The sequence below is a fragment of the Hymenobacter sp. YIM 151500-1 genome, from assembly GCF_025979885.1.
Classification (GTDB): domain Bacteria; phylum Bacteroidota; class Bacteroidia; order Cytophagales; family Hymenobacteraceae; genus Hymenobacter.
Genome location: NZ_CP110139.1, coordinates 1,384,776 through 1,405,884 on the forward strand (window position 1 = coordinate 1,384,776; position 21,109 = coordinate 1,405,884).

General features: G+C 60.6%; 20 protein-coding genes. 16 read left to right on the plus strand and 4 right to left on the minus strand.

Annotated features, from left to right (window positions below; translation table 11 throughout):
• Positions 1–90 precede the first annotated feature (90 nt).
• The 3 genes from yihA to OIS53_RS05730 all read left to right on the plus strand — a co-directional run bounded on the left by yihA (position 91) and on the right by OIS53_RS05730 (position 1,971).
• Complete coding sequence (gene yihA, locus OIS53_RS05720; RefSeq protein WP_264681438.1) at positions 91–708, plus strand: ribosome biogenesis GTP-binding protein YihA/YsxC; 618 nt, start codon at positions 91–93, stop codon at positions 706–708.
• 74 nt (positions 709–782) lie between these two features.
• Positions 783–1,259, plus strand: a complete 477-nt coding sequence (locus tag OIS53_RS05725) for an energy transducer TonB (RefSeq protein ID WP_264681439.1) — start codon at positions 783–785, stop codon at positions 1,257–1,259.
• A 31-nt stretch (positions 1,260–1,290) separates the two neighbouring features.
• Positions 1,291–1,971 (plus strand): DUF5606 family protein, encoded by a 681-nt coding sequence (locus tag OIS53_RS05730; protein WP_264681440.1) that lies wholly within the window; start codon positions 1,291–1,293, stop codon positions 1,969–1,971.
• Between the two features lie 304 nt (positions 1,972–2,275).
• On the opposite strand, the gene fbp is transcribed toward OIS53_RS05730, so the two are convergent.
• Positions 2,276–3,304, minus strand: coding sequence for a class 1 fructose-bisphosphatase (gene fbp, locus OIS53_RS05735; RefSeq protein WP_264681441.1), 1,029 nt, complete (start codon positions 3,302–3,304; stop codon positions 2,276–2,278).
• Positions 3,305–3,454: 150 nt separating this feature from the next.
• Between fbp and OIS53_RS05740 the strand changes: the two genes are divergently transcribed.
• The 6 genes from OIS53_RS05740 (at position 3,455) to rsgA (ending at position 9,824) form a co-directional block, all read left to right on the plus strand.
• A complete protein-coding gene (locus OIS53_RS05740) occupies positions 3,455–4,732 on the plus strand; it encodes an aspartate kinase (protein WP_264681442.1) in 1,278 nt (425 codons plus the stop codon).
• Between the two features lie 215 nt (positions 4,733–4,947).
• Positions 4,948–5,730 (plus strand): enoyl-CoA hydratase-related protein, encoded by a 783-nt coding sequence (locus tag OIS53_RS05745; protein WP_264681443.1) that lies wholly within the window; start codon positions 4,948–4,950, stop codon positions 5,728–5,730.
• A 365-nt stretch (positions 5,731–6,095) separates the two neighbouring features.
• Entirely contained in the window at positions 6,096–6,560 is a 465-nt protein-coding gene (locus OIS53_RS05750; protein WP_264681444.1) for a Fur family transcriptional regulator, read from the plus strand.
• Between the two features lie 159 nt (positions 6,561–6,719).
• Positions 6,720–7,355 (plus strand): peroxiredoxin, encoded by a 636-nt coding sequence (locus tag OIS53_RS05755; protein WP_264681445.1) that lies wholly within the window; start codon positions 6,720–6,722, stop codon positions 7,353–7,355.
• 197 nt (positions 7,356–7,552) lie between these two features.
• On the plus strand, positions 7,553–8,815 hold the full coding sequence (locus OIS53_RS05760; protein ID WP_264681446.1) for a 3-deoxy-D-manno-octulosonic acid transferase: 1,263 nt from the start codon (positions 7,553–7,555) through the stop codon (positions 8,813–8,815).
• An 82-nt stretch (positions 8,816–8,897) separates the two neighbouring features.
• Entirely contained in the window at positions 8,898–9,824 is a 927-nt protein-coding gene (gene rsgA / locus OIS53_RS05765) for a ribosome small subunit-dependent GTPase A (protein ID WP_264681447.1), read from the plus strand.
• A 217-nt stretch (positions 9,825–10,041) separates the two neighbouring features.
• Here rsgA and OIS53_RS05770 read toward each other — a convergent pair whose 3' ends face one another.
• A complete protein-coding gene (locus tag OIS53_RS05770; RefSeq protein WP_264681448.1) occupies positions 10,042–10,674 on the minus strand; it encodes a fasciclin domain-containing protein in 633 nt (210 codons plus the stop codon).
• A gap of 342 nt (positions 10,675–11,016) precedes the next feature.
• Between OIS53_RS05770 and OIS53_RS05775 the strand changes: the two genes are divergently transcribed.
• The 5 genes from OIS53_RS05775 (at position 11,017) to OIS53_RS05795 (ending at position 16,439) form a co-directional block, all read left to right on the plus strand.
• Positions 11,017–11,475, plus strand: a complete 459-nt coding sequence (locus tag OIS53_RS05775; protein WP_264681449.1) for a peptidylprolyl isomerase — start codon at positions 11,017–11,019, stop codon at positions 11,473–11,475.
• Between the two features lie 662 nt (positions 11,476–12,137).
• Entirely contained in the window at positions 12,138–12,560 is a 423-nt protein-coding gene (locus OIS53_RS05780; protein ID WP_264681450.1) for a response regulator, read from the plus strand.
• Between the two features lie 355 nt (positions 12,561–12,915).
• Positions 12,916–14,592 (plus strand): hypothetical protein, encoded by a 1,677-nt coding sequence (locus OIS53_RS05785; RefSeq protein WP_264681451.1) that lies wholly within the window; start codon positions 12,916–12,918, stop codon positions 14,590–14,592.
• Positions 14,593–14,817: 225 nt separating this feature from the next.
• On the plus strand, positions 14,818–16,062 hold the full coding sequence (locus tag OIS53_RS05790; RefSeq protein WP_264681452.1) for a radical SAM protein: 1,245 nt from the start codon (positions 14,818–14,820) through the stop codon (positions 16,060–16,062).
• Between the two features lie 119 nt (positions 16,063–16,181).
• Complete coding sequence (locus tag OIS53_RS05795) at positions 16,182–16,439, plus strand: hypothetical protein (protein ID WP_264681454.1); 258 nt, start codon at positions 16,182–16,184, stop codon at positions 16,437–16,439.
• 325 nt (positions 16,440–16,764) lie between these two features.
• On the opposite strand, the gene OIS53_RS05800 is transcribed toward OIS53_RS05795, so the two are convergent.
• Together OIS53_RS05800 and OIS53_RS05805 are read right to left on the minus strand one after the other, a co-directional pair.
• Positions 16,765–18,291: a sigma 54-interacting transcriptional regulator gene (locus OIS53_RS05800; protein ID WP_264681455.1), complete on the minus strand. Its 1,527-nt coding sequence runs from the start codon at positions 18,289–18,291 to the stop codon at positions 16,765–16,767.
• A gap of 215 nt (positions 18,292–18,506) precedes the next feature.
• On the minus strand, positions 18,507–19,613 hold the full coding sequence (locus OIS53_RS05805; protein ID WP_264681456.1) for a vWA domain-containing protein: 1,107 nt from the start codon (positions 19,611–19,613) through the stop codon (positions 18,507–18,509).
• Positions 19,614–19,826: 213 nt separating this feature from the next.
• On the opposite strand from OIS53_RS05805, the gene OIS53_RS05810 reads away from it, so the two are divergent.
• The gene (locus OIS53_RS05810) at positions 19,827–20,108 is read left to right on the plus strand and encodes a DUF427 domain-containing protein (protein WP_264681457.1); all 282 of its coding nucleotides are present in this window, start codon (positions 19,827–19,829) and stop codon (positions 20,106–20,108) included.
• A gap of 263 nt (positions 20,109–20,371) precedes the next feature.
• Entirely contained in the window at positions 20,372–21,007 is a 636-nt protein-coding gene (locus OIS53_RS05815) for a hypothetical protein (protein ID WP_264681458.1), read from the plus strand.
• Positions 21,008–21,109: the final 102 nt, after the last annotated feature.

The window sequence follows — 21,109 nt, forward strand, 5'->3', positions numbered from 1 at the left end:
GTAAACCGCAAGGGTTTTAGTAAAAAAAGATGAACCATTGCACCCCTCCGCTTTCCCTACCTTTGCCGCTCAGCCAACCCCGTACCCCCCATGAATATTCGGCAAGCCAAGTTTTTGATGAGCAATTCCCGCGTTGAGGATTGCCCCGCTCCCACTCTGCCAGAATACGCATTTATTGGCCGCTCAAATGTGGGGAAATCTTCGCTGATAAATATGCTTACCGAGCAAAAAGGTTTGGCAAAAACTTCTTCTTTACCAGGCAAAACTCAGCTTATAAATCATTTTCTCATTGATAATACCTGGTACTTGGTTGACTTGCCGGGCTACGGCTACGCCCGCGTCAGCAAGGAGGCCCGGACCAAATGGGGCCGCATGATTAATTACTACCTGCACAAGCGCGAAAACCTGACCTGCGTATTCGTGCTGCTGGATTCGCGCCTGGAGCCCCAGGCCATCGACCTGGAATTTATGGAGCAGCTCGGGCAGGACGGAATTCCCTTTGTAATGGTGTTCACCAAAGCCGATAAGCAGTCGGGCACGCGCACCCGGCACCATGTGGCCAGCTACCTGGCGAAGATGGGCGAAACCTGGGACGAGCTGCCTCGCCATTTCGTTACTTCGGCCACCGAAAAAACCGGCCGCGACGAGCTGCTTTCCTTTATTGAGGAGGTAAACCGGCAGGTGGCGCAGGCGGGCGACAATGCGTAAATTGGCCCCGTAATTGTCCTGCTGCGGCCGCCGTGCTGCGGCAGTATTTCTTCTGGTTTTTCCCCTTTTTTCTCATGAAAAAAATTTTTGTTCTGCTTAGTGTAGGCCTGCTGGCTTGCTCGGTGCCGGCGCTGGCTCAGAAAACCAAAGTCAAGGTGAAAACCGACGGCCCGGCCCCGGCAACCACGGAATCCACGCCAGACCAGGGCGCGCCGGCCGCGCCGGCTTCGGCGCCCAAGACCATTCCGGTGGCCGAGTATTATGAAGGCGGCCAGGAAGCCATGTACGCCTTTATCGAAAAGGAACTGAAATACCCCATCATGGCCCGCCGCAACCGGATTCAGGGCCAGTGCATCGTGAGCTTCACGCTGAACACCGACGGCACCATGTCGGGGGTGAAGCTGGTGAAGAACATTGGGGGCGGCTGCGGCGAGGAAGCTCTGCGCGTGGTGCGTTTGCTCAAGTTCAAGAAGCCCGACTACGCCGTGCTCACCAGCCTGCCCGTCACGTTTAAGCTGCCGGCGCCCGGCCAGGCCGCCGCAACCGAATAACTTTGCCCGTTCAACAACTGCTTTTTTTCTTATGCCCTACGACCTGAAGGAAGTTGCCGCCATCAGCGGAATGCCCGGTCTGTACCGCCTCGTCAAGCCCACCCGCGCGGGGGTTATCGTGGAAGCCCTCGATGAAAAGGGTACCCGCTCGGTGGCCTCGGCCCGCAACAAGGTGTCGCTGCTGCACGAAATCTCCATCTACACCCAGGAGTACGACACCACCGTACCGCTGGCCGAGGTGTTTGACCGCATCTACCAGAAGCACGGCGCCGAGCTAGCCCTCACGCACAAGTCGGACGACCGGGACCTGACGGCCTTCATGGGCGAGATTCTGCCCGACTACGACCGCAACCGCGTGTACATGTCGGATATCAAGAAGCTGGTGCAGTGGTACCACGTGGTAAGCCGCCGCCTGCCCTACCAGGAAGCCGCTCCGGCTACTACGGAAAGCGCCACCGCCGCCGGGGATTCGGCCCCTACTCCCGAAGCTACCCCGGAAGCTGCGGAGTCGTCGGCAACACCAGCCGCTTCGGAGGGCAAGGCCAAAGCGCCGCGCAAAAAGGCCGCCAAGTCAGACGATGAGCCCGCGGCTGATGAGGCGCTGAGCACGGCCGGCATTATCCCGGCCGCTACCGAAGACACGGCCGAGGGCAGCCCCGAAGCCGCCGTTGCCAAGCCCGCCAAGAAAACCACCCGTAAAAAGACTGAGTAACCATTTGCAACATACTAAAAAGCCTCTCCAGCCGTGTTGGAGAGGCTTTTTAGTATGTTACAGATGCTGAAGTGCCCAATGGTGTGGGGCTGGGCCCCGTGCCGGCTACGTGGGAGGCTCTGGCCTCCCCCGACAGGACGGGTTGTAGAGACGCAACATATTGCGTCTCGTCGGTGAACGACCCCGCCGCCAATCGTGCAGATGGCGCAGACGACGAGACGCAACATATTGCGTCTCGTCTACAACCCGTCTAGGCGGCACGGGGCGCAGCCCCGCGCCAGCGCGAGCGTCGTGTAACGCCAGCTTAGGCGTTTAGCACGATGTCGTTGGCGTACTCGCTGGCCAGGAACTCTTCTACTTTCTCCACCAGCTCGGGGGAGCCGATGAAGAGCGGGCACCGCTCGTGCATGGTTTGGGGCTCAATTTCCATGGTGCGGCGGCGGCCGTTGCTGGATTTGCCACCGGCCTGCTCCACGATAAAAGCCAACGGATTGCACTCGTACATCAGGCGCAGCTTGCCCTGCGGGGATTTCTGGGAGGCCGGGTACAGGTAGATGCCACCCTTGAGCAGGTTGCGGTGGAAGTCGGCCACCAGGGAGCCGATGTAGCGGGCCGAGTAGCTGCTTTCCTTGCAGTGCGCCACAAAGGCCTTCATGCCCTCAGAGAAAGACTCCGACACGCCCTCATTAATGGAATAGATGGCGCCGGTGCGGGGTGTTTGGATGTTGGGGTGCGAGAGGAAGAACTCACCCAGGGAAGGCTCGTAGGTGAAGCCGTTGACGCCATTGCCGGTGGTGTACACCAGCATGGTGCTGGAGCCGTAAATCACGTAGCCGGCCGCTACCTGGTGGGTGCCGGTTTGCAGGCAGTCCTGGGCCGTGCCCTCGGAGCCGGTCGGCGACACGCGGCGGTAGATGCTGAAGATGGTGCCGATGCTGACGTTGACGTCGATGTTGGAAGAGCCGTCCAAGGGGTCGATGGCTACCACGTACTTGCCCTGCACGTTGCCGGTCTGAATCATCTCGTCGTCTTCTTCCGAAATGATGGTGCACACCTCGCCGCCGTTGCGCAAAGCCCGGATAAAGCGGATGTTGGCAATAACGTCGAGCTTCTGCTGGTCTTCGCCCTGCACGTTGCGGTTGCCATAGGCCCCGGCAATGTCGATGAGGCCGGAGCGGTTGATTTCGCGGTTGACGATTTTGGCGGCCAGCGCAATATCGCGCAGCAGCTGCGACAGCTCCCCGGTGGCGTAGGGGAAGTCTTCCTGCTTGCGCATGATAAAGCGGTCCAGGGTGGTGCCGACGGGCAGCGCCAGTTTGTCGTGGTGGGTCATAGAGCGTGAACGGAAATTGGGTGGGAGGCCAAAATTAACCAATTTGACGGAGTGGGCGGCGCGGCTTTGGAGGAGCAGCCGGGGCCGCTGCCGGTTGTGCCGCGCTGCTGGTGATGGCGCCTTCCTGCGCTTCATCCTACATTTGGGACCATGCACGAACCGCATCAGCTGAAAGTCTACAAATTCGGTGGAGCCTCGGTGAAGGATGCCGCAGCCATTCGCAACCTCGTTCAGATTGTCCGGCAGTATGGCTCCGATGGGCCCTTGCTCGTGGTGGTGTCGGCCATGGGCAAAACCACCAATGCCCTGGAGGAGCTGTACGAGCTGGCCCACGCCGGCCACGACTACGCGGCCCCGTTGCACACCCTGCGCGAGTTTCACCTGAGCGTAGCTGCCGAGCTGGGCATTGCCGCGGACTTCAGCCCCGACGCGCCCGGCCTCACGGAGCTGCTTCAGCTCCTCGGCGACCGGCTGGCTACTCTACAGCCCGGCGATTACGACAAGCAGTACGACCAGGTGGTGAGCTTCGGCGAGCTGCTGGCTACCTGCATCGTGGCGCGGGCCCTGGCGGCGCACTGGCTCGACTGCCGCCCCCTGCTGCGCACCGACCACACCTGGCGCGAAGGCCGCATCGACTGGCCCACCACCGAGCGGAACCTGCGCGCCACCCTCCCCGACCTGCTGGCCCGCGGGCCCGTGGTAACGCAGGGCTTTTTGGGCGGCACGGCCAGCGGCCTCACCACTACCCTGGGCCGTGAGGGCTCCGACTACACGGCCGCCATCCTGGCTTACTGCCTGGGCGCGGGCTCGGTTACCATCTGGAAGGATGTGGCCGGCTTGCTCAACGCCGACCCCAAGTTTTTCGCCGACACGGTGCGCTACCCGGAAATCAGCTACCAGGAAACCATCGAAATGGCCTATTACGGGGCATCGGTCATTCACCCCAAAACTATTAAGCCCCTGGCCGTGCGCCGCATTCCGCTGCTGGTGAAGTCGTTTCTGGACCCCACGGCCGAGGGCACCATCATTCACGACTGCCGCCACGGCCTGCTAGCCCCGGCTTTCATCCGCAAGGCGGGGCAGTGTTTGATTTCGTTTGAGTCCAAAGACCTGACGTTCATTTCCGAAGAAAACCTGGAGGTGATTTTCGGGGCCCTGGCCCAGGTGCGCCTTAAGATTCACCTGATGCAGAACTCGGCCATCAGCTTCTCGGTGTGCACCGATTTCTCGGCTCACCGCCTCTCAACGCTGCTGGCCTTGCTGCGCGAGCAGTTCACCATCCACTACAATACCGGCCTGGAGCTGTACACCATCAAAAACTACGACGCCGCCAGCATCCGCCGCCTCACCACCGACCGGCAGCTGCTGCTGGAACAGCGCACCCGCCAAACTTTCCAGTTCGTTTGCCGCGGCGGGCTGAATGAATAGGGGCTTGGGGACTTGGGGTCTTAGGGGCTTAGATTTGTTCTGACTTTCATCTTCGTCCGGCATGTGGCGTCTAGCATCCGGCTATTGCTGAAGAATATACGAACAGCACCTATCTAAGCCCCAAGACCCTAAGCCCCAAGTGTAGCAGCAGAGCATAAACGCATCGACGGCGCTCCAAGCCCCTAAGTCCCCAAGACCCTAAGCCCCTAACAACCATGACCACCCCTGAATTTATTACCGTTACGCCCCAGGCCCGGCCGCAGGTGGCCTTGGTTCAGTTGAACCGGCCCAAGGAGCTGAATGCGCTGAACCTGCAGCTGATGCAGGAAGTAGCCGCCGCGCTGAAAAGCCTGGACCAGGACCCCGACGTGCGCGTGATTGTGCTGACCGGCAACGAGCGGGCCTTTGCCGCCGGCGCCGACATCAAGCAGATGGCCGGCCGCACGGCCATCGACATGCTCATCATCGACCAGTTCACGATTTGGGACCAAATCCGACGGACCACCAAGCCGCTGCTGGCGGCCGTGTCGGGGTTTGCGCTGGGCGGGGGCTGCGAGCTGGCCATGACCTGCGACATGATTGTGGCCTCCGAGACGGCGCAGTTCGGGCAGCCCGAGATTCGCATTGGCACCATGCCGGGGGCCGGCGGCACCCAGCGCCTCACGCGGGCCGTGGGCAAGGCCCGCGCCATGGAAATGGTGCTGACCGGCAAGCCCATATCAGCTCAAGAAGCCGCCACCCACGGCCTCGTCAACCGGGTGGTGCCCGTGGGCCAGTACCTGGAAGAGGCCTTCCGCCTGGCCCAGGACATAGCCCAGATGTCGCCGGTGGCGGCCCGGCTGGCCAAGGAATCGGTGAACCGCGCCTTTGAAACCCACCTCGACGAAGGCCTGCACTTCGAGCGGAAGAATTTTTACCTCACCTTCGCCTCCGAAGACCAAAAGGAAGGCATGGCCGCCTTCGTGGAGAAGCGGAAAGCGGAGTTTAAAGGAAAGTGATAAGGTGAATGGTGATGAGGTAACAGGTGACAAGTGACAAGTGACAAGTGACAGGTGAACGGTCATGCTGAGCTTGCCGAAGCATCTCTCCCGCTTCGTTTACACGATTGGAGTTACCCTCGGTAGAGATGCTTCGGCTGCGCTCAGCATGACCGTTCACCTGTCACTTGTCACTTGTCACCTGTCACCTGTCACTTGTCACTTGTCACCTGTCACTTGTCACTTGTCACCTGTCACTTGTCACTTGTCACTTGTCACTTGTCACCTCATCACCTCATCACCTCATCACCCCACCTCCAACCAAGAAACAATTTTGCCGGGCAGTGCCTTATAGGCCTATCTTTGCCGAGTATCATTTTTGTCTGGTGAGCTTTTCCTCTGATCATTCTCCGGCCCCGACGGCGCTTACGCCGGCCCAGCTGCGCGACCGGCTGGCGCGGGCCGGGCTGCGGGCCACGCGCCAGCGCCTCCTGATCCTGGAGTGTTTGCTCACGCTGCCGGGCCACCCTACGGCCGAGCAGGTACACCGGCAGGTGGCGGAGCGGGAATCGTCGATTTCGCTGGGCACGGTGTACAAGACGCTGGACTCGTTTGTGGCCGCGGGCCTCACGCGCCGCGTGGCCTCGGCCGAAGGCTCCGCCCGCCGCTACGACGCCGACTGCACCGAGCACCACCACCTGTTCTGCACCGATACGCAGGAAATAATCGACTACTGCGACCCGCAGCTCGATGCTCTGATCCGGGAGTTTTTTGCGGCCAAGGGGCTGCACAACTTCGAGCCCCACTCCTTTTCCTTGCACGTGCGCGGCTGCAAGGTGGCGCGCAAGTAAGCGGGCCGTAGTCCGGGCCGGCGTGTTCTGTTTGGATCATTGCTGAGGCATAAGCCCAGGCTTGCTGCTTGACCGGCCAGCCGGCCTGGGCCGCTGCGGGATACCTCAGGCTGATTTTTTGCGTATCTCCTTCTTTCTCACCCACACCCCTCATCCCCTATGGCAGTTCTCGTAGGCAAACGTGCTCCTTCCTTTAAAGCCATTGCCGTTCTCGGTGGAGAATTTGAACCAGACTTTTCCCTGGACCGGTACCTGGGCAAGAAGCACGTCATCTTCTACTTCTATCCCGCCGATTTCACGTCGTTGTGCCTCACCGAAATTCTTGCTTTCCAGGAGCGGCTGGCTGATTTTGAGGCCAAGGGTGTGGCCATTGTGGGCTGCTCCACCGACACGCACTTCTCGCACTACACCTGGCTGCAAACCCCGCGGGAGCAGGGCGGCATTCAGGGCGTAACGTACCCGCTGGTGGCCGACACCACCAAAACCATTGCCGCCAACTACGACGTGCTGGGGGGCCACTACGACTACAACGACGCCGGGGAAATGACCTTTATCGGCTCGCCCCTGTCTTACCGCGGCCTGTTTCTCATTGACAAAGACGGTATTGTGCGCCACCAGGTCGTGAATGATGGGCCGCTGGGCCGCAGCGTAAACGAGGCACTGCGCCTGGTGGACGCCCTGCAACACTACGAGCAGCACGGCGAGGAGAGCCCCGCCGACTGGGAAGCCGGTAAAAACGCCCTGCGCTCCACCAGCAGCGCCTCGAACTACCTCGATAAGCACACGGCCCGATGACCTGGCCGCACTTCCGGTAAGGATAAAAAGCCTTTGCCTCTGCTGGCAAGGGCTATTTGCCTAGCCGGTTTTCGGCCCAGATTCATGTTCCGGGCCGAAGCATGTCGTCAGGAGCAGCCGAAGACTGTAGTTTTGCGGCACGATTCTCGTCGGGCGGCTCGCCGGAATCGGGTTTCACTGTAGTTTCTCTGCTTCTCTTGCACTTTCTGTATTCGTTTGGCTTGCACCTGTATGCGCTGCTGCTGCGGCTGGCGGCGCCGTTTGTGCCGAAAGCGGCGCAGTGGGTGCAGGGGCGCCGGGGGCTGCTGCCGCGCGTGCAGGAGGCCTTACGCGCCGAAACGGCTCCGCTGGTGTGGTTTCACTGCGCTTCCCTGGGCGAGTTTGAGCAAGGACGCCCGCTGATGGAGGCGTATGCCGCCCGCTACCCCGGCCACAAAATCGTGCTGACGTTTTTCTCGCCCTCGGGCTACGAGGTGCGCCACAACTGGCCGGGGGCGGCCTACGTGTTTTATCTGCCCCTGGACACGGCCACCAATGCCCGCGCGTTTGTGGACGCCGTGCGGCCCCGGCTGGCGGTGTTTGTGAAGTACGAGTTCTGGTACTACCTGCTTACGGAGCTGCACCGCCGCCAGGTGCCTACTGTGTGCGTGTCGGCTATTTTCCGGCCTGAGCAGGTTTTTTTCCGGCCCTGGGGCGGCTTCTTCCGGCAGATGCTCGGCCGCTTCACCCACATTTTCACCCAAAACGCGGCCTCGGTAGAGCTGCTGCGCCAGGCCGGCATCGGGCAGGCCAGCGTGGCCGGCGACACCCGCTTCGACACGGTGGTGCGCACGGCTTCGGCCCCGCCGCGGGCCTTGCCCCTGGTCGATGCCTTCACCGACGACTGGGCGCCGGTGCTCATCATCGGCAGCAGCTGGCCCGAAGACCTGCCCGTGCTCACACCCCTGTTGCAGCAGTACCAAGACGAGCTGCGCTTTGTAGTGGCGCCCCACGAAATCAGCGAAGCCAACCTGCGCCTGGTGGAAGCCGCCCTGCCCGGCCGGGTGGTGCGCTACTCCCAGGCCCAGGCCGCTACCGTGGCCGCCGCCCGCGTGCTGCTCATCGACAACGTGGGCCTGCTCAGCCAGCTTTACCGCTTCGGGCACTTCGCCTACATCGGTGGGGCCTTTGGCAAAGGCTTGCATAACACCCTGGAAGCGGCGGCTTTTGGCCTGCCGCTGTTTTTCGGGCCCACCTACCACAAGTTTCAAGAAGCCCAGGACCTGGTGGCCCTGGGCTGTGCCTTTCCGGTGGCCTCGGCCGAGGAGCTGCTCCAGGCTTTCGGCCGCCTCTTTCACCACGAAGAAGCCCGCCTCACCGTGCAGGACCTTAGCCTCGACTACGTGCACGACCACAGCGGCGCCACCAGCCGAATCATGCGCTGGGTGGAAAGTTGGGAAGGTAGAAAGTTGGGAAGGTAGAAAGTTGCTATTGTTTCTTTCCCTAGCTTCCTGGCCTCCTAACTTTCTACCTTCTCACCTCACCAACTTTCTACCTTCCCCCATGACCGGAACCATTGTGAAATCTACGGGCTCGTGGTACGTGGTGCGTGAAACCGGCACGGGGCAGCTGCACCGCTGCCGGCTGCGAGGCAAGTTCAAGCAGAAAGGGCTGAAGGTGAGCAACCCGCTGGCTGTGGGCGACCAGGTGGCGTTTACGGTGGAGGAGCAAGCCGAAGGCGCGGGCGTCATTCACCACATCGAGCCCCGGCGCAACTACATCATTCGCCGCTCGGTGCACAAGAGTGAGCACGCCCACATTGTGGCCGCCAACCTTGACCAGGCCCTGCTGGTGGTAACGCTGGCCTCGCCGGCCACCTCGTTTGGGTTTATCGACCGGTTTCTGGTGACGGCCGAAGCCTACCACATTCCGGTGGTGCTCGTCTTCAACAAAACCGACCTCTACGACGACGACCTGGCCGACTACCAAAGCCAGGTGCAGACCATGTACCAGCGCGTGGGCTACCCCGGCTTGCGCTGCTCGGCCCACACCGGCGAAGGCGTAGCGGAAATAGATGCGCTGCTGGACGGAAAGGTGTCCCTGCTGTCGGGTCATTCGGGTGTGGGCAAAAGCACGCTGATTAATGCTCTGGTACCCGACCTGGACCTGAAAACCGCCGAAATCAGCCAGTATTCCGACAAGGGCGTGCACACTACCACCTTCGCCGAGATGCTGGAAGTGCGCCCCGGCACGTACCTCATCGACACGCCCGGCATCAAGGAACTGGGCCTGGTCGATATGAAGCCCGGCGAGTTGGCGGGCTACTTCCCGGAGATGCGCGCCCTGCTGGGCCAGTGCCGCTACCACAACTGCCAGCACCTGCACGAGCCCGGCTGCGCCGTCCGCGCCGCCGTCGACGCCGGCAAACTCGCCCTCCCCCGCTACGACAGCTACGTAAGCATGCTACAAGGCGAGGATAACCGGAAGTGAGGTTGGAATGTGAGAAATGTGGCGAATGTGGGAAATGTGGAAATATGTCATTCCGAGGCGGAGCCGAGGGACCTTATAGCAGTTGAACAACTGCGCCGGAACGCGCAAACAAAGCAATGACTTGTGCTGATGCGAAAAAGTCCTTTGGCTACGTCTCAGGATGACAGACCTATTCCTTATATTCACCACATTCCAACCACATTAATCACATTCCTCTTCACTCCCCCGCCGGCGGGAGCAGCACGTTGTCGATGACGTGAACGATGCCGTTACGGGAGACTACGTCGGGCGTTTCGATGGTGGCGCCGTTGATTTTCACCTTGCCGTTCTCCACAGTGACGCTGATTTTTTCGCCGTTGACGGTGGTGAGCTGCTGGCCGTCGCGCAGGTCCTGGGCCACCAGGCGACTCTGGATGACGTGGTAGGTGAGCACGCCGCGCAGCTTGTCTTTGCTTTCGGGCTTGAGCAGGCCAGCCAGGGCGCCGTTGGGCAGCTGGTCGAAGGCGGCATTGCTGGGCGCGAATACGGTGTAGGGACCTTCCTCGCTGAGCGTGGCGTCGAGGCCGGCGGCCCGCACGGCCTGCACCAGCGTGGACAGGCTGGGCGCCTGCACGGCATTTTGCACAATGGTTTTGTCGGGCAGCATGGCCACTCCGCCCACCTGCACGCCCTGGGGCTTGCCCATGCGGGCCGAGTCGGAGAGCAGGGCGGCCGAGTCGATGGTTGCGGTGGTGGCAGCAGTGGCAGTGGTTTCGGTGGTGGCCGTATCGTTGCCGCCGCAGCTGCCGAGGCCCAGGGCACTGCCGGCGGCCAGGGCCAGCAGCCACGTAGAGGAGAAGGTGTTTTTCATAGTACGCGAAAGAGAGGTAAGGCACTGTGAGGCACTAAACGGCTGTAAAGACGCATTCCTACAGCCTTGGGTTAAGCCAGAACAGCACAGCAGCCTGGATGCATAAGGCCCTGAGCGGCGCAAACCGAAGCTGAACTACCCTTGCAGCGTGCCCGCACCGGCAAACGGACTGCGGTGCTGCTTTCGCCAAATGCGCCTAGAAACAGGCTCCGGAGCCTGCTGCACGCAGCCCCGTGCGCCTTCAGGTGGCAGCAGCAGTTGCTTTTGGCTACCTTTGCGCCCGATTCGTACTCCAGGCTTGGCCTTGCGTACAAGGGCCATTCCACCCGTTTTTTAATCTGTATGAAAACTGCCGAAATCCACACCAGCAAGGGCGTGATGAAAGTTGAGTTCTTCGAGCAAGATGCCCCCAACACAGTGAAGAACTTCACCGACCTGGCGCAGAAAGGCTTCTACGACGGCCTGAAGTTTCACCGCGTCATCCCCAACTTCGTCATTCAGGGCGGCTGCCCCAACACCCGCGAAGGCGCCAAGGGCACGCCCGGCACCGGTGGCCCCGGCTACAAAATTGATTGTGAGCTGAACGGCAACAACCAGTACCACGACCGCGGCGTGCTAAGCATGGCCCACGCCGGCCGCAACACCGGCGGCTCGCAGTTCTTTATCTGCCACTCCCGCGACAACACCGCCCACCTCGACCGCAACCACACCGTGTTCGGCAAAGTGGTGGACGGCCTGGACGTCATCGACCAGATTAAGGCCAACGACAAGATTGAGAAAGTGGTAGTGAGCGAGGCGTAAGAGGCTGTTTGGCTTATTGGTCAAGATGCCAGCCCGGCGTAAAGACGCAAGACGTTGCGTCTTTACGCCGGGCTGATGTTGGATAGCCCACGATTGTCGTGCAATGAGAAGGTGCGAACCGAAGAAAGGCAAAGCCAAGGGCCGCGTCGCTACACCGGTCAGCCAACCGGGTAGCGTAATGCCAACTGTTTGGTAGGCTTTTCTTACCCACGCAAATGCCCCGCGCATCTTCCGGTACGCGGGGCATTTGCGTGGGTAAGAACCCAGGCCTTCAACTGCTTGGTGGCACCACCTGCGCCAGTGGCGCGGCGACGCTCTGCAAACCATGCGTCCCCGCGCCGAGCGGCCGGCACGACGAACTTCGCCAACCCGTCTGGCTCACGGGAACACTCAACCTTACGGAGTAGTTTGACCATGAACCCGGCATGCCTGTATCCAGCTAGGCAGCAAGCATAGCTGTGCAGTAGATTTTGCCGCCCGCACAGCCACGTCGGATGCCCTGGCCTGCGCTGCGCATGGGTAACGGCACGGTGGAAAATGCCGACGGCACACACGCAGCTCAGAGTAAACCCCACTAGAAACCTACGTTTGCCGTTTTCTTTCGGCGCTCTTAGCTGCTCAGCCGTATAGTAAGCTCAACGCTCCATTCCCCTTCTTTTTCTATGAACAAACTTCCGTGCATCCTCCTGGTAGACGATGACAAAACCACCAATTACTTAAACCAACAACTGCTCAACCGCCTGGGCGTAGCCGAGCACCTGCTCGTGGCGCTGGACGGCAAAGGAGCCCTGATCCAACTGGAAAACCACTGTGCGGTATCCGCAGCCACTTGTCCGTCCCTGGTGCTGCTCGACGTGAACATGCCCGGCATGAACGGCATCCAGTTTCTGGAGGCCTACCAGCAGCTGCCGCTGGCCCAGCAGCAGGCCACCGTCATTGTTATGCTCACTACTTCCCTGCACCCGCGCGACGTGGAGCGGGTAAAGCAGTTTCCCGTGGCCGGTTTCGTCAGCAAACCCCTGACGGAGGGTAAGGTCAAAGAAATTCTCCACACGCACTTTCAGCAGGAGCTGCCGGCGGCGTAGCGTCCGTTTCCGCCGGCTGCCGCTCTTTTCCAACATCTGGACTAAATAAGCCCTTCTGCCCAAACTGTACCCTTATGCGCTACCACTTGCCCGCCGATGGTAGGCTAAACCGAAGCACTGCTCTATGTGACTTACTACTCAAAGCTCGCCGAATCTTCGGCGGGCTTTGGTTTTTGCTGGCCGTTGGCGGCCTGCTTTGCAAAGTCGCTTTTCAGGTAATACAACTCTGTAATTATCAACTGCTTACTTACTATATCAGCTTTGGCAGAAAGTCCGGTAAACAGGCAAGTTAGTTTGGCATAGCGAGGTGTGGGGCGGTACGTTAGAGCCGCTTCTCACGCTTTACCCACACCGTATGCCCAGGTTTACTTCTCTCTTATTTTCCACTAGCACCCTGTCGTGGTTTCGGGGCCGCCGGGCCAGCGCGGTGCTGGGCTGGCTGCTGCTGCTCAGCTACCTGCCGCTGCTCAGCAACTGTAGCTACTACCACAGCCGGCCTAAGGAAGTGCAGCCGGAGCGGCTGTCCAAGCTGGCCGATAAAAAGCTGTTCTTAGTTCATCAGGGCAACAGCATCTGGCAGCTAAACAATCCGCGCCTGAACGGAGAGCAGCTGGAAGGAGAAAAGTCGGAGGTGACGCCCCAGGCCCAACCCTACCTCAACCCGCCCCGCCGCAATGTCTCACCGCGCTACAAAGGCCGCGACGAGCAGGTGGTGCTCAACATTGTGCACCTGTATATTTCTGATTTTCAGCCTGGCCAAGCCAGCCAGGTACACATTCCGTTGTCGACAATACAGCGGCTGGAGGTGCTGGAAGAAGATGACCTTTCTACCGTACTCTCTTACATTGGCATTCCCGCCGGCGTCGTGGCGCTTTTGTTTATCATCATTGCCCTCACCAAAAGCTCTTGTCCTTTTGTATACGCTCACAATGGCACGGGTTACCAGTTTGTGGGCGAAACCTACGGCGGCGCCATTTTCGCCCCGTCGGAGCGCGACGACTACATGCCCCTGCCGAGTCTTCAGCCTACCAGCGAGGGCGAGTACCTGCTGAAAATCAGCAACGAGCTGCGCGAGCGGCAGTACACCAACCTGGCCGAGCTGTGCGTGGTGGAGCACCCCGACAGCGTCCGGGTGCTGCTCGACCGCCGGGGGCAGCCCCACACCCTGGCCCGGTCGCTGGCCCCGGTTCAGGCCACGGCCGGAAGCGGCCCGGCGCTGGTGCCCGCCCTGGCAGCCGTGGACAAGCGGGTAGTAATGTTTGATGAGCCCACGCCGGGCGCCAGGCCCAACAGCGTGCTGCTGACGTTTGCCAACCCCGGCCGGGCCCGGCAGGGCAAGCTGGTGCTGCGGGCCCAAAACTCCCTGTGGCTGGATTATCTGTACGGCGAGTTCACCAAGCAATTCGGTTCCTATTACAACGACTGGGCCGCCACCCAGCAGCACGAGTCGCCCCAGAAGCTGCAGCAATGGGCGCTGGACCAAGGTATTCCGCTGACAGTATCGGTGCGCACCCGCCACGGCTGGCAGGTGGTGGACCACATTCCACCGGTGGGTCCCCTGGCCTACCGCGACCTGGTGGTACCCCTCCCCCTGGCCGACGTGGCACCGGGCCCGGTGCAGGTGAAGCTCGAAACCGGGTTTATGTTCTGGGAGGTCGACTACGCCGCTCTCGACCTCAGCCCCAACCTGCCCGTACGCCTGACCCGCTGCGCCCCCCACGCTGCCCGCGACGAGCACGGCCGCGACCAGCGCCCCGCCCTCCTGCACGACGACCACACCTACCTGCGCCAGCTCCAGGCAGGCACCGAAGTACGCCTCACGTACCGGCCGGCCGGGTTGCCGGCGGCGGCCCCGGCCCGGCGCACCACCGCCTTTCTGCATACCAAGGGCTACTACGAGCCCATCCGCCAGTACCAGGGCCTGCCCGACGTAACCGAGCTGTATTCTTTCCAGCGTCCCGGTCGCTTCATTGAGTTTTCCAAGGAAAAGTACCGCCAGTCGTACCAGCAGATGGCCGTAGCTGCCAAGTAAGCCCGTGCTACCGCATGAGTGGTACCTGTCCTGCTCTATCTGGCGTCCGCGGAGCCGGAGGCGCAGGCAAGCAGCTCCCCCGCTGACCAACTGATTAGCATTGCAACGAAGCGGGAGAGATGCTTCGACAAGCTCAGCAGGACGGTTTATCATTAGCACGTGAGATGTTCGCTTATTCCAACCTCCAAATCGGAGAAACCTCCTCTTTAAATCTGCCTTCCCTTTATGATAGAACAAGTTCTTATTCCGGAGCTGCACTACCTGCCGGCGGCCGCGCCGGCCGAATCTGCCACTGCGGTGCCAGCCGCGGCTTTGCCGCCTACGGTGGTGCAGTCGGGGTGGCGGCGGGCGGCGCTTCGGGCCGTGTTTGGGCTGGTCGATTTCGGCACGGTGCTACGCTACCTGCACCGGCCCGGCCAGCTGCGCCAGGCCGTACGCCAGATTCGGGAGCTGCGGCGGCAGTACTACGGCCCCCTGCGCGTGCGTAAAGTGGCCCGCGTGGCCGGCCGCTACTACCGCGAGTTCCAGACGCCGGGCTGGCCCTCGGCGGCCTATACCAGCTTTCTGGCTACTACCCTGCACCGGCTGGTACCGTTTCGGGCGGCCGGGCCCACGCTGCAGATGGTGTTTCTGGCCATCACCAAAAAGTGCCCTCTGGCTTGTGAGCATTGCTTTGAGTGGGACGCCCTGAACCAGCGCGAGAAACTGTCGGTGGCCGATGTGCACTCGATGGTGCGGGAATTCCAGGCCCGCGGCGTCACCCAAATCCTGTTTAGCGGCGGGGAGCCCATGCTACGGATGCCCGACCTGCTGGCCGTGCTACGGCAGGCCCGGCCGGGCACCGACTTTTGGGTGTTTACGTCGGGCTTCCACTTCACCGCCGAAAACGCCCGCCAGCTCCGCCAGGCTGGGCTTACCGGCGTTTCCATCAGCCTCGACCACCACGACCCGGCCCGGCACAACGCTTTCCGGGGCTCCGGCCAGGCCTTTGCGGCGGCAGTGCAGGCGGCAGTGCACGCCCACGCTGCTGGCTTGGTGGTGTGCCTGACTTTGTGCGCTACCCGCGAGTTTACCACCGAAGCCAACCTGCTGGCCTACGCCCGGCTGGCCCGCCACCTGGGTGCCACCTTCATTCACGTGCTGGAGCCCCGCGCCACGGGCCACTACGCCGGGCAGGATGTAGACCTGAGCCCCGCCCAGCTCACGTTGCTGGAAGAATTCTACCACCGCCTCAACCAGGACGACGCCTACCTCGACTGGCCCATTGTGCATTACTACGGCTACCACCAGCGGCGCATGGGTTGCAGTGGGGCCGCCGACCGGTTTGTGTACGTAGACACCGACGGCGACCTGCACGCCTGCCCTTTCTGCCAACGGAAAGTCGGCAGCGCCCTACACGGTGCCCTCCCGGCTTCACTGGCTGCGGTGTGCCAGGGCGGCTGCCACCAGTTTCCGGCGGCGGTTATCTAACGTTGACTTCGTCCTGCTGCCCGCTCAGCCCGCGCTGGCACTCAAGCGCAATCAGCTCGTCTTTAACTATTTGAAAGTCAATATCGTAAGCAGAAGCATACCACATAACTTCCACTGCTATGATACTGCGTTCCGGTTTTCGCCTGCCAGCTGCCTTGGCTGTCCTTTTCCTTAGTGTAAGCTGCTCCGTGCTGGATGGCAGCGCCGTTTCCAACGATCCGCAAGTGCAGGAGCTAGAGCGGCGCGTAGAAGAACAAAAGCGCGTAGCCCAGGAAGCCGAGCTGCGCGCCAAAAGCGAGAAACAAGAGCTAAAGGCTCGTGAGCTGCGCCTGAAATCGGCCAAGAACGAAGCCAAAGCCCGCCAGATCCGTACGTAACCGGCCCGGGCTTTATCATCACCATTACACAAAAGCCGCTCTGCATAGCGCAGAACGGCTTTTGTGTTGGATAAGCGGGAAGCTATTTTTTGGCGACAGAGTCGAAGTCTAGAGTGCACCCGGCTGAGGCTCCACGTTTTTCGTCTACTTTCCCAACTACCCTATTTGCAATGCCAAGGGGCGCTTCTCTCTGATACGCAAACGCCCCGCGCACCTTTCGGTACGCGGGGCGCTTAGGTTGTCATTCCGACGCAGGAGGAATCTGAGTTATTATGCAGAATGTTAACTCAGATTCCTGCTGCGTCGGAATGACAGGCGGGCTGGATTATCTTCTCCGGCCGCGCTGGGGCCGCTCGTCTTCGTCCTCGTCGTCATCCTCGCCGAAGCTGGGCATGGTGAACATGCTGCTTAGCAGGTCTTTGAACTGGGCGCCGGCAATGAGGCGGTTGCGGGAAATCAGGCTGTACTCGGCCAGGCCGTGCAGCAGGAATTCCATCAGGAAGTAAGTGGTTTCGGCGTCCTCGTTGGGGTGCAGCTCCTTCACGATGTCGCGCAGGCCGGGCACTTGGTCCAGGGCCGTGCGGTAGTCCGTGGTGGATGCATCGTGCAGGATGTCGACGGTGTGGCCTTGCCCGAACCACTCCTGCACGGTTTTGTACGGGCTGGGGCGGTTCTTGAGCTTCTTGGCCTTGTCAGGGTCGGGGAAGTAATTCAGGAACAGGGTGCGGACGGCTTTTCCCATGAGCTTTTCAGCCACGATACCAGCTCCCTCCTGCTCGCCCTCGTACACCAGCTCCACCTTGCCCGTAATGGCAGGCACGGCCGAAATGAAATCGGCTACGCGCACGTAGGTTTGCTTTTCGCCGTTGATGAGGGCCCGCCGCTCGGCCCCGGCCACCACCTGCTCGTAGGCCGAAATGGTGAGGCGGGCCGACACGCCCGACTTGGCATCTACAAACTCGGAGCCGCGGGCTTCCACGGCCACCTGCTCTACCAGGTCGTGCACGATTTCGTTGGTGGTCACCAGGCCGCGCTGCTCCTCGCGGATGCGGGCTTCCTGCTTGGTGATGCGCTTACCGATTTCGATGCTTTTAGGGTAGTGCGTAATAATCTGGGCGTCGATTCGGTCCTTGAGCGGAGTCACGATGGAGCCGCGGTTGGTATAGTCCTCGGGGTTGGCCGTGAAGACGAACTGAATATCCAGCGGCAAGCGCACCTTAAAGCCCCGAATCTGAATGTCGCCTTCCTGCAGAATGTTGAACAGTGACACCTGGATGCGGGCCTGCAAGTCGGGCAGCTCGTTGATGACGAAGATGCCGCGGTGGGCCCTTGGAATCAGCCCGAAGTGAATCACCCGCTCGTCGGAGTACGGCAGCTTGAGCGTGGCGGCTTTGATGGGGTCGGCGTCGCCGATGAGGTCGGCCACCGACACGTCGGGCGTAGCCAGCTTTTCGGTGTACCGTTCGTTACGGTGCAGCCAGGTGATTTCGGTTTCGTCGCCGCGCACTTCAATCAGGTTGCGGGCATACACCGACAGCGGCTGCAGGGGGTCGTCGTTCAGCTCGGAGCCTTCCACCACCGGAACGTACTCATCCAAGAGGCCTACCAGCAGGCGGGCAATGCGGGTTTTGGCCTGGCCGCGCAGGCCCAGCAGGTTGATGTGATGGCCGGCCAGAATGGCGCGCTGCAGCTCGGGAATGACGGTTTCCTCGTAACCGTAAATGCCCGGAAACACCTCTTCTTTGTTTCGGAGTTTTTGAATCAGATTGTCACGCAGCTCTTGCTTGACGCTGCGCGGCTGGTAGCCGGACTGCTTAAGGGCACCCAGGGTACGGATGTCGGGTCGGGTCATGTATAGGGTACGGAAAAGAGAATTGTGTGGATGGTGGACCTCACCCCCTAGCCCCCTCTCCAAAAGAGAGGGGGAACTAGTTTGTAGCTCTACGCTAGAAAGTTAGGACTAGAGCCCCTCCCTTTTGGGGAGGGGTTGGGGTGGGGTTGCTAGTTCCCCCTCTCTTTTGGAGAGGGGGCTAGGGGGTGAGGTTCCAGAGTAATATGCGAGTGGGGTTACAACGACTTACGCCGATTGCGCTTGTAGTCCTCAAAAATCAGGTGGCCCAGCCCCTTCAGCGACGAGTAGTACGCCTTGCCCTGGTTTACTTCGGTGAATTCCTCCACGAAGCGCCGCAGATACGGGTCGTCGGCAATCATGAAGGTGGTAATGGGCACTTTGAGGCGGCGGGCAGCGGCGGCCAGGTTCAGGGTTTTGTTGACCACTTTGCGGTCCAGGCCGAAGGAGTTTTTGTAGTAGCCGTTGCCTTCCTTCAGGCAGGTAGGCTTGCCGTCCGTAATCATAAAGATTTGCTTGTTCGGCGTTTTGCGCTTGCGCAGCAGGTCCAGGGCCAGCTCCAGGCCGGCCACGGTGTTGGTGTGGTAAGGCCCCACTTGCAGGTAAGGCAGGTCCTTCACCTCAATCTGCCAGGCGTCGTTGCCGAACACCAGCACGTCCAGAAAATCCTTGGGGTATTTCTGCTTCACCAGCTCGGCCAGGGCCATAGCTACCTTCTTGGCCGGGGTGATGCGGTCCTCGCCGTACAGAATCATGGAGTGCGAGATGTCAATCATGAGCACGGTGCTGGTCTGCGACTTATGCTCGTTTTCGCGCACTTCCAGGTCGCCTTCGGTCAGCAGGAAGTCTTCGCCCGAGAGGCCGTGGTTGAGCTGGGCATTGCGGATGCTCTCGGTCATGGAAATCTGGTCGAGCGAGTCGCCGAAGCGGAATTCGCGCATGTCGGTGCTTTGCTCGTCGCCCTGGCCGGTGTGCGGGGTGTGGTGGTTGCCCTGGCCCGACTTTTTGAGCTTACCGAAGATTTCTTCCAGCGCCGACTTGCGAATCTGCTGCTCGCTTTTGGCCGTGATGGTGAAAGCACCCTGCTCCTGCGGGTCTTCGTCGATGTAACCCTTCTTTTTCAGGTCCTCGATGAAGTTGCCCATGCCGTACTCGTCGTCGGTGAGGCCGTACTGCTTATCCAGCTCGTTCAGCCACGATAAGGCCTCGCCCACGTCGCCGCTGGTGATGGTAACCAGCTGCATAAATATCTTGAAAAGGGAGTCGAAGCCTTTCTCACCCGACTCCTCGGGCACGTAGTCCCGAAAACGAAAGCCTGCGGACATAGCGAATGTGGATGAGTTCTAAGAACAACGCGCCTACAGAGTTAGTTTTTCGTTTGTCGTTTTTGGTTTTTCGTAGGCTGTGTGGCCCGGCTTCTATTCCATTGACTGAGGCTATCTGGAAAGTCATAAGACAGCCCTGCTATGTTTTGGACGGACGCCTCAACGGCTCTGTTCCGTCGAAAAACCAACGACAAACCACGAAAACCAATACCTATGAAAGCCATTTGGAACAACGCGGTGGTGGCGGAAAGCCCCGACACGGTAGTGGTAGAAAACAACCACTACTTTCCGGCCGATTCCTTGAAGCGGGAATACTTCGAGGACAGCATTGCCGGCACTACCTGCCCCTGGAAGGGCCGGGCCAGCTACTATTCTCTGCGCGTAAACGGTGAGCTAAACAAGGATGCCGCCTGGTACTACCCCGACCCTAAAGAAGCGGCCGGACACATTCGGGGGCGGGTGGCCTTTTGGAAAGGCGTGCAGGTGGTGCCGTAGGACCCTGGCGCGGGGCAGAGCCGCTACGTTGCGGGTGCCTTGGCGTGACACGACTTCCTGCGAAACTACTCTGCATGGCGTAAGTATAAGGCAGTGAGCAAACAACCTACCGATAACGGAGAAACTACAACTCTATCGGTATACTTGCGTTTACATCGGGCAGTCTCTCCCCAGGCTCTTTGACTGGTATTCGCAATCTGGTTAAAGCACCATTTGTTTCCCTTTTTCACCTCACTGTCATGCGAATTTCTGCTTTTTCTTCTGTGCTTTTAGCCGGCGGCGTGCTGGCTGCTTCGCTCACGGCCTGCGACTCGGCGCGGCCCATAGCCAGCGAAACTTCCTCGGCTGATTCGGTACCTACGTCCCCTACGGTAGAGGAAAGCGACGTAAGCTTCAACCGCGAAGTAACGCAGGGGAACTTCCGATTCACCGTGAAAACCTACGGCTCGCAGGACCAGCGCGTAGCCAGCATCCGCTCCTACCGGGGCGCAGCCCAAACTACCGACCCGATTCGGACCGACATCAGCGGCGCGGTTACCGACGTGGCCACCGGCGACCTGAACGGCAACGGCAAGCCGGAACTGTATGTGATGACCGACAACAAGAAAGCCAACGGCGGCCTCTACGTTTTTGAGTTTGGGGAGCGGGGCTACACGCCCGTCACGCTTCCCGGCACGCCGGCCGGCTCGGCGGGCATCGGCTACTCCGGCCAGGACACTTACCGGATTCAAGGCAACAAGCTGGTGCGCACCTTCCCGGTGGCCAGCAGCACGGACGCCGCCGGTACGGCTGGTGCTACTACCGCTGGCAGCACCACTGCCGGTGGCACCCGCAGCGTAGAATACACGCTTGACGCCAATGGCCGCTTCGTTATGGGTCCCGTGACGAACGGCCAGTAGTCTGATTGTGCTGCATTAGCGCAAAAAGCCCCGTTTCCTGACCGGAAATGGGGCTTTTCCTTTTCCATATGTTGCAAGGCTTTTGAAATACTTGGCGGTATT